The sequence below is a fragment of the Neptuniibacter sp. UBA6509 genome (assembly GCA_002435145.1).
Classification (GTDB): Bacteria; Pseudomonadota; Gammaproteobacteria; order Pseudomonadales; family Balneatricaceae; genus Neptuniibacter.
The window spans coordinates 39,281-53,310 of sequence record DJLT01000077.1; the positions used below are offsets into that span (position 1 = coordinate 39,281).

Annotated in this window: 11 protein-coding genes and 2 pseudogenes; 7 read left to right on the forward strand and 6 right to left on the reverse strand. The window is 39.6% G+C overall.

The genetic code is table 11. The features are described 5' to 3' along the window. Window positions 1-87: 87 nt before the first annotated feature. Window positions 88-603, forward strand: a complete 516-nt coding sequence (locus tag B4K11_RS09740; RefSeq protein ID WP_292954757.1) for an FKBP-type peptidyl-prolyl cis-trans isomerase — start codon at window positions 88-90, stop codon at window positions 601-603. Between the two features lie 12 nt (window positions 604-615). Then, window positions 616-1,899: a M18 family aminopeptidase gene (locus tag B4K11_RS09745; protein WP_292954759.1), complete on the forward strand. Its 1,284-nt coding sequence runs from the start codon at window positions 616-618 to the stop codon at window positions 1,897-1,899. A 279-nt stretch (window positions 1,900-2,178) separates the two neighbouring features. Here B4K11_RS09745 and B4K11_RS09750 read toward each other — a convergent pair. Further along, window positions 2,179-2,559: pseudogene (locus tag B4K11_RS09750) on the reverse strand (transposase); the annotation flags it as partial. 26 nt (window positions 2,560-2,585) lie between these two features. Here B4K11_RS09750 and B4K11_RS18620 point away from each other — a divergent pair. The 5 genes and pseudogenes from B4K11_RS18620 to B4K11_RS09770 all read left to right on the forward strand — a co-directional run bounded on the left by B4K11_RS18620 (window position 2,586) and on the right by B4K11_RS09770 (window position 4,771). Further along, window positions 2,586-2,906, forward strand: a pseudogene (locus B4K11_RS18620) (EAL domain-containing protein). A 281-nt stretch (window positions 2,907-3,187) separates the two neighbouring features. Further along, window positions 3,188-3,454, forward strand: a complete 267-nt coding sequence (locus tag B4K11_RS09755; RefSeq protein WP_292954761.1) for a PepSY domain-containing protein — start codon at window positions 3,188-3,190, stop codon at window positions 3,452-3,454. Between the two features lie 19 nt (window positions 3,455-3,473). Beyond that, complete coding sequence (locus B4K11_RS09760) at window positions 3,474-3,998, forward strand: cytochrome b/b6 domain-containing protein (protein WP_292954763.1); 525 nt, start codon at window positions 3,474-3,476, stop codon at window positions 3,996-3,998. Window positions 3,999-4,006: 8 nt separating this feature from the next. After that, window positions 4,007-4,501 (forward strand): helix-turn-helix transcriptional regulator, encoded by a 495-nt coding sequence (locus B4K11_RS09765; RefSeq protein WP_292954764.1) that lies wholly within the window; start codon window positions 4,007-4,009, stop codon window positions 4,499-4,501. Between the two features lie 33 nt (window positions 4,502-4,534). Next, window positions 4,535-4,771: a hypothetical protein gene (locus B4K11_RS09770; RefSeq protein WP_292954766.1), complete on the forward strand. Its 237-nt coding sequence runs from the start codon at window positions 4,535-4,537 to the stop codon at window positions 4,769-4,771. A 123-nt stretch (window positions 4,772-4,894) separates the two neighbouring features. On the opposite strand, the gene B4K11_RS09775 is transcribed toward B4K11_RS09770, so the two are convergent. The 5 genes from B4K11_RS09775 to B4K11_RS09795 form a co-directional block, all read right to left on the reverse strand. After that, window positions 4,895-6,580: a diguanylate cyclase gene (locus B4K11_RS09775; protein WP_292954768.1), complete on the reverse strand. Its 1,686-nt coding sequence runs from the start codon at window positions 6,578-6,580 to the stop codon at window positions 4,895-4,897. Window position 6,581: 1 nt separating this feature from the next. After that, a complete protein-coding gene (locus tag B4K11_RS09780; protein WP_292954770.1) occupies window positions 6,582-7,013 on the reverse strand; it encodes a response regulator in 432 nt (143 codons plus the stop codon). Then, complete coding sequence (locus B4K11_RS09785; RefSeq protein WP_292954772.1) at window positions 7,010-8,866, reverse strand: sensor histidine kinase; 1,857 nt, start codon at window positions 8,864-8,866, stop codon at window positions 7,010-7,012. The genes B4K11_RS09780 and B4K11_RS09785 overlap by 4 nt, the downstream gene beginning before the upstream one ends. 12 nt (window positions 8,867-8,878) lie before the next feature. Next, on the reverse strand, window positions 8,879-10,141 hold the full coding sequence (locus tag B4K11_RS09790; RefSeq protein ID WP_292954775.1) for an ABC transporter substrate-binding protein: 1,263 nt from the start codon (window positions 10,139-10,141) through the stop codon (window positions 8,879-8,881). 613 nt (window positions 10,142-10,754) lie between these two features. After that, window positions 10,755-13,364, reverse strand: coding sequence for an EAL domain-containing protein (locus B4K11_RS09795; protein ID WP_292954778.1), 2,610 nt, complete (start codon window positions 13,362-13,364; stop codon window positions 10,755-10,757). Between the last annotated feature and the right edge of the window lie 666 nt (window positions 13,365-14,030).

Here is a 14,030-nt window from a genome sequence, read left to right on the forward strand (position 1 = left end):
AAAGTTAGTTGAGTGTAGTCATGCTGAGCAGTGTTGTAAAATCAATTGCTTATAATCTATTCCTTTATTCTAAGTTAGGATGAAAATATGAAACGTGCCTTAGGTTTATCTGGCTTAATTTTGATGTCAGTTGTGTTGAGTGGTTGTGGTGATGATGCAGCGAAAGAAAAGTTCAGAAGTGAATTAATTGAGAAGGCGCTGAATGATGATGTTAAGAAAGCTGGTGAGGCTTTTTTAAAGGAAAACACTCTGCTTGAAGGGGTTGTAACTACTAAGAGTGGTTTGCAATATAAGGCATTGAAAGCTGGCGAAGGAGAAAAGCCAACGTTAACTGATATCGTAACAGTCCATTATGAAGGAACGACAATAGATGGGCAGGTATTTGATAGCTCCTATCAGCGCGGTAAGCCCGCTAACTTTCCATTAAATAAAGTTATTAAAGGATGGACTGAGGGGTTATCTTTAATGAATAAGGGAAGTGAGTGGATGTTGTATATACCTTCTGAACTAGCGTATGGGGCAACAAGTCCATCGCCAATGATTCCTGCTAATTCAGCGCTAGTGTTTAAAGTTGAATTGATTGATTTTAATGCTGAGAAGTGAATAGGGTTTTAGATGTCTGATTTATTGAATGATCTTAAAGTTTTTTTACAGCAATCTCCCACCCCTTATCATGCAGTTAAGCAGATGAGCGCTCGTTTAGATTCTGCAGGTTATAAATGTCTTGATGAAGGTGATGCATGGGATATTGCTGAGGCAGGGCGTTATTACACATTGAGAAATGGTTCTTCCATTGTTGCTTGGGCTATGCCTGAGGGAAAATCGTTGCTGGAATCAGGCATAAGGATGGTCGGTGCTCATACGGATTCACCTTGCTTGAAGGTTAAACCTCAGCCTGAAATACACAAGCATGGTTATCATCAACTTGGTGTGGAGGTTTATGGTGGTGTACTTCTAAATCCTTGGTTTGATCGTGACCTCTCAATGGCAGGCCGAGTCAGTTATTTGGATGTAAATGCGAAAAGGCAGCAAGCACTAATCGATTTTGAAAGGCCTGTCGCAGTGGTTCCTAGTCTTGCGATACATCTTGATCGTGAGGCTAACAAAAGCCGAACAATCAACGCACAAACTTATCTGCCTCTGATTATTGGGCAGGGTGAGGAAAAGTGTGATTTCAAGCAACTGCTATCTGATGAGTTGGAGCGAAAGGGCGTAGCCGACATTGATAAGGTCCTTGATTACGAAATATCACTATATGATAGCCAGCCTCCTTCTTTAGTTGGTTTATCTGAAGAGTTTATAACTTCAGCTCGTTTGGATAATTTGTTGAGTTGTTTTATCGGTCTGCAGGCTCTTTTAAATGCAGATCCTACAGAGGGTGCGCTACTCGTTTGTAATGATCATGAGGAAGTTGGCAGTATGAGTGCTTCGGGTGCTCAAGGACCTATGTTAAGCCAGGTGATCGAACGTTTGGTCCCTGATGTTGAAGCGCGTGCGCAGATGCTTAACCGCTCAATGATGATATCAGCGGATAATGCTCATGGAATACATCCTAATTTTCCTGAAAAGCATGATGCCAACCATGGGCCTCTTATTAACTCAGGACCTGTCATTAAATTAAATGCAAATCAGCGCTATGCAACCAATAGTGAAACAAGTGGATTATTCAGGGACTTGGCAGAGCAAGTGGATGTTCCGGTACAGTCTTTTGTGGTTCGCAGTGATATGGCGTGTGGAAGTACGATTGGCCCCATTACGGCAGCTGAGTTGGGTGTAAAAACACTCGACGTAGGTGTGCCGCAATTTGCAATGCATTCAATACGTGAGTTAGCGGGTGCCAAAGATGTTGAGGCTCTTACCAAGGTTCTACAGCGTTTTTATTGTGAATCTAAAGTGTAACGAACTGGTTTGAAGTATGAATGTAGCTAGAGAAGGCTGCATTCATTTTTCTCTATTGAGTTTAAATCTGCAGCTTACGAAATAGTTTAGTTAATGGTTTTGCTTATTAAGTTTGTTTATTGCGTCTATCGATAATGTCCGGGAGCTAGGGAACCTGCGATTAGGTCCCGTATTTTAGGTGGTTGAACTGTCTGAATGGATTTCGGCTATTTTTAGGCGTTTTTACCCCGTTCTGGAATGTCTATATGCTCTTTTTTACAGCATATAGACGGACTTACCCTAAGCCCTCATCATCTGATCCACCCGAACCCTATTAGCCAGAGCTAGAAGCATCGCTAATTTATTATCATTCTTCTTCAGCCCTCGATACCGAGCTTTAGTAAATCCAAACTGGCATTTAATTATCCTGAACGGATGTTCTACTTTTGCCCTGATGCTGGCTTTCATATACTCAATGCTTATCGGTGCTTTATTGATACGAGGATGGCGTTTTAATGCGCTAACTTTGCTGGGACGTTCGGCGATATACCAATCAGCCTCAACGTCTTGCAGCTCTGACCTCTTATCTGCACCTCGATAACCCTCATCAACAAATATAAAGCGCTCTTCACCATGTAACAGTCTGCAGGCTTGGTTTAGGTCATGCTCATTGGCAGAAGTGGGTAGAGTATCTAAATGACCAAGGCATTGATCCAAAAACAATAGTTGTGGAAATAACTGAAGGGTTATTCTTAGAGGCTAATGACAATAATTTATCTGCACTTTTATATTTTCGTGATGCAGGTATTCAGGTCTCATTAGATGACTTTGGAGAGGGTTACTCATCCTTAGCATACATTCAGAAATACGATATCGACTATCTGTAAATTGATAAAGAATTCGTACAAAATTTGCTTGCTTCAACAGATTCTAAAGTGTTGTGCGAATCTATTATTGTAATGGCTCATAAGTTGGTAATTGAGGCAATAGCTGAAGGGGTTGAAACTGAAAAGCAAATCAGACGTTAGCTTCTATGGGGTGTGATTTTGTCCAAGGCTATCTTCATTCAAAGCCCATCCCATTAAATGAATTTATAAAGTTACAACTCTGGGTAAAGCTATTCGCTGTTAGGTCGGCTAGCACAAACCAAACATCGCTATCCTTCACCTTTCCCCAAAATCCTGTCCTATAAACTAAAGTTTATGCGCATAAGCTGCTGTTTAAATTGGAAAAATCATAACTTAAGTTTATCGCTATTATCAGTAATTTCTTCTGTAATTAGCTTGTCATTTACATAAGGAGAATATCAATGCTGAAGTTCACCAAACCTCGTTTGCTACTTATAAGCATCACTCTAGGCTTGTGCAGTACATTTGCAATTGCCAGTGATAGTGATCTTTGTCTAAGCGGTGAAACGAAAAAAGAAATCACATCGCAGCTCACTGACAACGGCTATGAAGTACGTAAGATAAAAACCGAAGATGGTTTTTATGAAGCATATGCGATTAAAGATGGTATTAAGTATGAAGTTTATATGGATAAATCTTTAGAGATCGTTCGTGTAAAAGAAGATTAGTCTGCACGGGAGGTAAGTTATGAAATCTATCTATGTTTGGGATTTAGGCGTACGTTTATTTCACTGGAGTTTAGTGGTTGCTTTTTTTGCAAATGCTTTTTTGATTGATGATGATAGCGACCTGCATAACTATGTAGGATATTTTGTTCTCGGATTCCTGACCTTCCGTCTTTTGTGGGGCTTTATTGGAACGAACTACTCGCGCTTTAATAGTTTTCCTGTATGTTTTGAAAGTTGTTTCAAACAGTTACAAGATATAGCGTTACAACGCAATCATATACATATCGGGCATACTCCGTTAGGTGCTGTAATGATATATAATCTATTGCTATCTATAGCATTAATCGGATTGTCAGGGTATTTGATGACGACTGATTGGCTATGGGGGGCTGAGTGGGTAGAAGAATTGCATGAAGGATTTGTTACTTGGGCTGAAATCTCAATTGTTCTTCATATTCTTGCTGTTATTTTCGAGTCAAAGCGCAGCTCAGTTAACCTACCTCATGCAATGTTAACGGGTGTTAAAGAAATACCTGACCCTTGAGGAAAACCATGTTAAGTACAGATCGTATTTCACACCCTTTTTTTATTTTAGCGATAATATTGCTGCAATCGGTCTGTGCTATATTTTTTATCTTTGATGTAGTTGGTGATCTTTCTAACTATGAACTATCTAATGCAGAAAAACTCCATCTTGCTGCTGAATCAGTAGCATCAATTGCCCTTATAGTTGCGATTCTTTTAGAAATTAGTGTACTGCGAAATATTTTATTACGTAAAGCTCACCTAGAAGATCAACTAACCCGCTCGCAGAAAAATTTACATGAAATTGTTGAGTATCAATTGCGAGAATGGAAACTTACGCCTGCAGAATTTGATGTTGCTATGTTCGTGTTTAAAGGCCTTAATCCACCAGAAATTGCAGAACTTAGGGGGACATCCGAGGGTACTATCAAAGCTCAATTAAGTGCTGTTTATCGCAAGGCCGACGTACAGAATCGCGCAGAGTTATTAGTATCAATAATAGATAATATATATTTAAATTAAGTGGTTAATTAGTCGGCTTTGGGCACAGACTGTGTGAAAACGAACAAAACCCTTCCCGGAGTTTACTCAGGCTTAAGTTGGGAAAATGGTCAGCGAACGCATCAAGGTTCCGCTGATATGTCACCCCACATTCAAGGCCTGGGTCGATCACAGGTCACGTTGTTTCCTGAAGTTCTCGACGACTTCATTTTTCCGTACAAAGCCTATAGGTTTGCAGTAGATAAATTAGGCGCTAATCTGGCTTTGCCTGAAAGTAAGTCCCTAAAATGACTCATTATGGCGATCTGAATGGATAATTTCTCCTTCATGCTTGAAGGCTGATCCTCAAACCGAGTTTTTACACGGTCTGGGCACATAGCAGAAGTAGGCTAAGCTCAGTTATCGACAAAGCGGTCATTGCTTATAAATGCGATAGCAATTTTTACCTGCCGCTTTTGCATGGTACATAGCGTCATCAGCCTCGCGTAGCAGCTCTTTAAGGTTTAATCCGTTTTTCTCATAAAAGGTCACCCCAATACTTACGGATATATTAACTGGGTTCATTGAGTTCCCTTTTGATGTAACTATGGCCTCGTTTACAGTACTAATAATACGCCCTACTAATGGGATGGCATCGTTTGGTGATGATAGATTTGTTAACACTGCTAAAAACTCATCTCCCCCTTGTCTAGCAATGATGTCAGCTTCTCTTATTGCATCTTTCATCCTTTTAGATGCGCATATCAGCACTTCATCACCTACATCGTGACCAAAGGTGTCATTAATTTGTTTAAAACCATCTAAGTCTATAAAGAGTACTGCTATAACTGAGTTGTCACGAATACTACGTTGCTGCTCTTTCAAAAAGAGTTCTTTAAAAAGGTACCGATTAGGCAGTTGAGTGAGACTGTCATGTTTTGCAGAATGCTCAAGTTGCTCCGTTAATTTATGCCTTTCTGTTATGTCGTGCCCGTAGCCAACTACGCCGGTGATGGTGCCGTCATCATTTTTCAATGGAGTTTTTGTGATTTCGAGTAAGACTTGTTGCTTTGATACTGGTGAAGTTACCCATGTTTCATTTTTCGAAGGCACACCAGAAGTTATTACTTCCTCTTCAATGGGTAAAACTTCATCGCATAGCTGTTGAGGAAATACGCTATAGCTATTTTTTCCAATGATATCTTCCTCATCTTTCCCTGCTAATAATGCAAAGCTTTGATTACAAGCGATGATATTACTGTCGAGATCTTTAAGACATATTGGATCTTGTATAGCATCTAGAATCTGTTTTTGGATACCTTGCAAGCGAAGTATCTCTTTGCGTGCTCGCACCCTTGCTGTTGTGTCTACCCAAGTTGCATGGCAGCGATCAGACTCTGCGCCACTGCTATTAACAATAGATATATTCAACAGTACATCTCGGGAGGAACCATCCGCCTGAGCTAACAGCAAGTGTTTATTTTCAACTTTATCATACCCACTTGTTAATAGTTGAGTATGGATTGCTTCAGCTTCTTTTAGGGAATCGGCATGATAAATATCAAGTACATCCATGCCGATGAGGTGATTAAACTTCCAACCTAAACTCTTGGCTAAGGTCTCGTTGCAGTTAATAATTTTTCTGGTTTTAAGGTCGAATGTTGCGTGATAAATAGGAGAGTTGTGATAAAGATCTTTATACGAAGCCTCACTATGAGTCAGTTTCTGATATAACGCTGCTCTATCTAGGTTGTAATGAATAATTCGTTCTAATGTAAAATCATTCAGTTCTGATTTTGGCAGACAATCATCGGCACCTTTATGAATAATGTCCAAAAGAGTTTGTTTATCATCTAGTGAGGTAATAACGATAACAGGGCAAACTGCTTTGATCTTCTCGAGCTGCCCAAGGGTACTTGTTACTACGCTGTCCCTCAGTGACAAATCAATAAACACCAAGTCATAGGGGGACTTGTTTAGTAACTCTAAACCTACGAATAGTGAATCATAATTATCTACAACAGCATTATGAAAAGAAGTTAGTTCCAGAATCGAAATAAATAAATCAACGTGGTCTGGGTTATCTTCAAGTAAAAGTATTTTGATTGGGGTATCACTCATACTACTGTCCCGGCTGGCTCAATACATGATGTTGGTCAAGCTTCCAATAGTCGATCATTTCTTCTAATACGTCACCGTACATGCCTAATTCCGTGGGCTTTAGAATATAGCTGTTAGCTTTCAAGTCTAATGCCTTTTTAATGTCCTTATTTGAGTTAGATGTAGTGAACATCACCACTGGGCATTTAAGTAAATTTGTTGATGACTTTATTTTGGTTAGAATTTCATGACCATCGTACTTGGGAATTTTCAGATCCAGTAAAACAAGCCATGGTAAAGGCTTTTCATTGTTTTCCAACAGAGCGATATAACTCATAGCCTCTTCACCATCGGATAGGCGTACAACCTCAATATCACAGTAGTTGTTGATATGAAATTCAGCGAGTTCAGCATGATCATCATCATCTTCTACCAGTAAAATATATTGGTTCATATTGCCTCCGCAGATTTTTCCGGCGATAAGTTAGTAATTAGTTCTTTGGGGAATGATAACCAGAAAGTTGCTCCATTTCCGGGTGATGATTCAACCCAAATTTTACCACCATGATTAGTCATAACTTTTTTCGATACTGTAAGCCCAATTCCTGTACCTTCAAAATTTGAATCTAAACGGTAGAATAAACCAAATATTTTTTCTTGATACTCGGTAGGAATACCTTGTCCATTATCTGCGAAATACAAAAAATGGTGTTTGGGGTCATCTTTTATACCCACTTTAATCGAGGTTCCATTATTCCCCGAACCATATTTTAGGGCATTAGAGAGTAAGTTTTCAAAAACTTGTAGAACTCTGCTTTCATTTGCAAAAATTGTAGGAAGGTTTCCTTCAATTTCCATAGTAGCACTAGAGCGCTTCATGCGTTCGGCTTGGCTGCTATAGAAAGCCCTAAACAGTTCATTGAGATCAATGCTTGTTTTATCCGAATCAGTACGCCCAACTCGGCTAAGTTCTAGTAAATCGTTAACCAATTGGCTCATTCGCCTGTTCGAGTTAACTACGCGATCAAGTTTTTCGATTGCCTGCTCAAATTTACCTTGTTTAGCTAGTTTTTGGATGATTCCAATAAATCCCATACTGGTAACTATGGGAGATTTTAGATCATGAGAAACCGTGTATACGAACTGTTCCAGCTCATCATTTGAGCGTTCCAGTTCTTGTTTCTTATGTTCGAGTTCAATATTGCTTTCTTTGTAACTCGTAGCCGCTTTAGTAAGCTCACCAATCTCGTCCATTTGTTCATAATGTGGAATTTCCACATTCAAAGAACCTTTTGTAAGTTTATTAAAAGCATTGGTTATACGCTTAATCGGAAGCGTAATACTTCTGCTGATAGCCAAAGAGAGAAAACCTACACCTATTATGAAAATAAAACTTGAGCTAATTAGAGCATAAACGGTATTTTCAATGCTCTTAAAAACGTTAGTTTTAGTTTGTTGTGTTTGAGCTTTAATTAGAGCTGCATATTGTTTTGTTTGGTATAGGGTTTCATAGGCTTCAGCAGCCATCACTACATTCACTAAGAAAAGATAGCCCCGTGTCCGCTGCACAGCTTCGTAATAACTATTCTCATATTTGATTAACGCTGACGTTATAGCTCTATGCTCAGCGGACTTAGTAGGGTCTTCAGATTTAATTAGCGCCATCAATTTTTCAGTTTCTGCAATGCTGATGGATGCTTGTTTAATTCTTTCAGAATTCAGTGTATCGAAATAACGATATGCATTTTTTTCGATCTTCAGGAATGAAATCAGCATTTGGTTATAGAGTAGTTTAGTGTTTTCTTCTTTTTCGTTTGTAGAGGAAGATGCTATCAATTGTTCGATGAGCGTTTGTGCTTTATTTGCATTGGAGCGAAGTGTTGTAATTACCAGAGTATTTTGTAATTGGCGTTGTTGACGTACTTCTTGAAAAGTTTTGAAATAGTTTTCTAAGTGTTGTTCTGTTGTGAATAACCTCTGATTTGCTACAGTATTGTTATGTAGGGCTTGGGATTTTAGTTGTTTGATCATTCCTTGATATATTTCAGCAACTCGATCTCCTGCGCTGTCATGCCCTTCGTAGATATATATCAGAGCTTGCCGTTGCATCTCGGACATTTGAACTGAGAAGTTAACGTTTTCGATCGTGCCGTCGGTGAAGGCAGAGTAATCTTGGAATTCTGTTTTTAGTTTATTTAAGGAAAAGAATGCAACAACTGCAATGAGTAGAGCAACGGCACCTAAAAGAATATAGCCAGAGTATATACGTGATTTTAGGCCAAGTGCCTTTATTAAAAAATCGATCATTTGCAGCGCCTCTTAAGCCAAGACAAACTCATTCCACTTCTGCAATGTATATTCATAAGTGTCCATTACCGTGTTCCAGACGGCTACATTCTCAAAGCGTTTGACGTATGAACCACCGTTTCTAATGCTTCCTTCAGGTACTGATATCTTTCCGTCCGTCCCGTACAGAGCTTCTTGTGCGGGTTTTCCTTGATACCAGTAATCCCATTCTGCAGCTGACATATGCTTTTTGGAACGCTCTGGATTTGAGATGTAATAACCTTGCCTTGCAATGAAAGCACCGGGTTCACCTGATAACCACCAGTTCATAAATTGATAAGCGGCATCTTGTCGTTCACCTACAGATTTACGAGATAAACACATAACACCATGCCAAGCTCTATAGCCTTCTTTAGGCGCAGCATAAATACAAGGAAAGCCTTGGCCATTCAGTGCACTAACACCGGGAGAGAACATGCTTTGTAGGTGTACTTCCTTGGAAGCCATCAATTCCACAGAATGAGGAACGGAAGTCCATACGCCCCTGAAATGCCCTTTTCGTTTCTTTGCAATAATGATGTCAAATAGCTGATCCACTTCCGCACGAGTCATATTCCCCATATTTTTGAATGTCATTAAACCTTGGGCTTTAACCGCAAGAGCGAGGTCAAATAGACCGATTGTGGGTGCGTTGACTATCGCGACTTTTCCATGGTGCTTTTCATCCAGTAGCCAGCCCCAACTCTCTGTTTCATATGGAATTCCTTTGGGGATGATATCGGAGTTATATCCATAAGAGTCGGTGTTATGGACATAAGGCATAAAACTAATATGATTAGTTTGTGCAGAACTCAAGCTACCGTCTGGCTGAGCGTAAAGCAGCTTATAGGGAGCGTCTCCTAGCCCTAAGTGAGCGTTTGGGGAAATACGCCCCGTCTTACAAAGATTGTTTACTTCATCCCAGTAGGTCAGTTTTTTCGTATCAATTGCCTGTATGGCGTTGGCTTGCCATAAAACTTTTATACTGTTCGACCACTGTTCATAGAGATCAAATGAATCAGGATCAGTAGAGGCTCTGAGAAGCACCTCTGCACTACCGCCCGGATAAAATTCAATATTAATACCAAGATCTTTTTCAGCTTTTTGACGTATTTGCTCTTGAAGGGTTACGTGCGTGCCAACCACTTTAATGGTTGGTTTGGCGTTGTAAGCTTTTACAATTGACGGAAAAGCAATGCTAGCTGTAACAGCTATGCCGACATCTCTGCTGGCTCTGAGAAAGACTCTACGATCCATATATACAGCTCCTAGTCATATAAAGAATCCTTTCTATTTTTCAGGTGAGCATAGCGCTTGACCTGATGAAACACTATGTTTTAGATCAATATTAAGAATATGGAAGATGGACTGTTGGGTTTATATGGTTTTTGTTGAGTATTAGCACCTTTTATCAAGCTAAAAGGCATCTGCTATTGACACAGGCTGACCTCAAAAAAATAAATGGATGATCCTCCTAACCACCGAAGAAGGGCAGTCAGGAGGTGAGTTAAAGTATCTTATTCATAACTATCCATGACCAAGCATCCGGCACAAGTCCGACTCCCAATCTGTCTGCCACTTTCAGAATTTTCAACCGCACAATACCAATTGAGATGCCCAGCCCTCGGTTTCGCCAGAGGTGGGCAGCGAGGGACAACTTGGGCCCCTCTGGTGGCAATTTGTGAGTGGGAAATTCGGTGCTAATTCAGCTTTTGGTTTTGGCTGATTTTGGCGGTATCATATTGGCGATTTTTGCCGTTTTGAGCGCACCGAATTCTATCGATAATTTGTATTCACTTACTGCCATAACCGCCGATTTTGGTCTCAATCTCAATCAAGTAATAGAGATCTATCCATTTAATTGTCTAAATTACAATATTCTCTCTATTTCTTCAGCGCATATAGGCTTGCTATACAGGTAACCTTGACCTTCATTGCATTTGGAGTCTTTTAAATATGCTTCTTGGGTTTTGTTTTCAATTCCTTCTGCAATGACAGTCAGCCCTAAACTTCTACCCATGCTGATTATCGCATTGACTATTGCTTTATCGTCATTGTCATCAGGAATATTTTGAACAAAGCTCATGTCAATTTTCAGTTTGCTTATAGGCAGTTTCTTCAGGTAGCTTAATGATGAATAGCCAGTGCCAAAATCATCTACTGACAACATTATTCCCATTTTTCTGAGTTGTTCCAATTGGGCAATGGCACTGTCTGTCTTTTTCATAATAGCCCCTTCTGTCACTTCTAGCTCAAGACGAGATGGTGGTAGGCCGCTTTCTATTAATGCAGATGAAACAATATCTACCAATTCATTTTTATTAATCTGAACACTGGATATATTCACGGCAATACGACCAAATTCAAGTCCCTTATCCATCCATTCCTTACCTTGGCGGCATGCTTCATTTATCACCCATTCACCTATTTGATTGATTAGCCCAGATTCTTCTGCCAGAGTGATAAACTTGTTTGGTGGAACTATCCCTAATGTAGAGTGATTCCATCTTACTAAGGACTCTAATCCAGCGATATGTTGCGACGATAGGTTAAATTGAGGCTGATAGAAAAGAAGAAACTCATTTTTCTCTATAGCGTTGCGTAACTCATTTTCCATGATTACACGTTCGAAAGCCTTCTTCGTTAAGTCTCTTGTATAAAATTGGAATGTATTACGACCTTCTTCTTTTGCTCGATACATTGCTGCATCAGCATTACGAATGAGGTTGACAGGATTATCTCCGTCCATCGGAAACAGGCTCACACCAACACTCGCTGAAACTTGAATACTATGACCCTCAATCTCAAACTTTGAGGAGATTATGGTCATTATCTTCTCTATAGCACCAATGATGTGATCAGTATTATCGATATCTTCAAATAGAATGATAAATTCATCACCACCAATGCGAGCTACAGTATCTTCCTTTCTGGTAATCGATTTCAAACCGGTAGCTATGTATTTTAGTAAGTTATCACCGGCGTGATGCCCGAAACTATCATTAATGTTCTTAAAGTTATCTAAGTCTATAAAAAGAATTGCCAATTTAGAATTGCGACGATTAGCATGCTTCAATGCTGCTTCTAGTTTTGAATTAAAACTAACTCGGTTTGGAAGACCAGTTAAAGCATCATGAAAAGCGAGGTGATCGAGCCTTTCCTGCGATTCTTTAATTGATGTTATATCACTAAAAACAGCAACATAATGTATTACCTCGCCTTTTTTATTTTTAACTTCGCTTATCGTTAGCCACTCTGGATAAATTGTATTATCTTTTCTTTTGTTCCAGACCTCTCCTCGCCATCTCCCAGTATTTTGTACGGTATTCCACATCTGTCTATAAAAATCATCATCATGTTTTCCAGAGCTGAGTATGCGAGTATTTTTACCAACTACTTCTTCTTTTAGGTATCCAGTAATTTCCGAAAATGATTGGTTAACATCTAAGATATCTGAGGCTTTATCAGTTATAATTACACCTTCTGTAGTACTTTCAAATACAATTGCTGATTGCCTCAACCTCGCTTCATTCTGTGCTCGTTGAGTGATGTCATGGGCGACACCAAGCACTCCAATGATTTGCCCATCGCTACCGTATATTGGAGTTTTGATTGTTTCTAGTAATACATCCTTTCCATCAGTAGCAAAATTAACCCACTCCTCATTTTTTGATTGGCAGCCAGAAGCTATAACCTTTTTGTCCATTGCGCGAAACAAATTTGCCAATGTCTCATCTACATAATCATAATCCGTTTGTCCCCTTATTTCAGACTCAGGTGCCCCAAAAAACTTTGCAAATTGATGATTACACATCAGGTAAACGCCATTAATATCTTTGAGCCACATCAAATCAGGGCTGGCATCAAAAAGTCCTTTTAATTGCGCAGTAGATGAAACAAGCTGTTCTTCTATGTCATGTTTCCTTTCGATGAAATTTATTAAATATCCCAAGAAAATTGTCATGGGAGGATAGATAATGAAGAAAGGAATAGAGAGGTTTTTAATAACTGCCCACATGATTTCGTTTGGAAGTGCAAATAACCCAAACAAGGCGATAAAATGGCTGAAAAGTCCAAAAATAAATAAATTAACGACAGTTACAGGCAAATAGTTTGCTTTACGCAAATAGTATGCAGTTAGGCCTGAAACGGTACTTAACAGCACGACAAGCATACCAGCGATAGCTCCACTTCCTCCGAGCCATAGACGATATCCACCTGCCAGTATTCCTGCAGGTATTGCTGTCAATGGTCCACCAAATAAGCCGGCTACAGATACTAAAACTGAACGTGGGTCAATAATAACTCCAGTAGAGAAATGTACAGGCATACTCATCCCTACAATGGCGATGAAACCAAATAGTATTCCCTGTAACAGACTGCTTCGTGGGTTGTTTTTACCAACGGCCCGAAATACAAAGGTAAGAAGCATCGTAAATGCGAGTAAAAGCGCAATGAGCTTTATAAGTTCAATCCACATTGGGAGCCTAATGTTTATAAAGTTTTATTTATAGTGAAGCGAAACCGAAATTTGTTAATGGTCAAAGTCGTCAATATAGCAGAGTTATCATTCTAATCTATGTTCTTAGTCAGGAGGCGAGTTAAAGCATCTTAATTATCTCTATTTATCACAAAGCACCCTGTAAAAGTTCGACTTCTAAGCTGTCTGCCGCGCTACCGATTTTTCTGAGGCGGGCCGAGAGAGGCAGCTTGGGTCCCTCAGGTGGCAATTGTTGAGTGGGAAATTCGGTGCTAATTCAGCTTTTAGTTTTGGCTGATTTTGGTGGTGCCTAATTGGCAACTGCTGACGTTTTTCGATGCAACGAATGCCTCCTGATCCCCGTAGTTGGCCTCCACTTTTAGAGTGAGGTGCTTCACGGTGAAATGGCTATCGAGCGCCGAACCTGGATAGAGCTGTAAGTTCATCTAATGAAAGAAAGCGTTCATCCCGCAACTTTTTCTTTGTGTCTAAAGAGATATATAGTTGATACGAATCGTTATGTCATACAGGCACTGTATATGCACAGTTTTATCTTATTTATCGTAGTACATTAATTAAACATAACTTGATTTATTTAAGTAATTTTCCATTCTGAGTGCGTTTTGGCAGGAAGTTGATGTATTAGGGAAATGGGATGGACTCCCC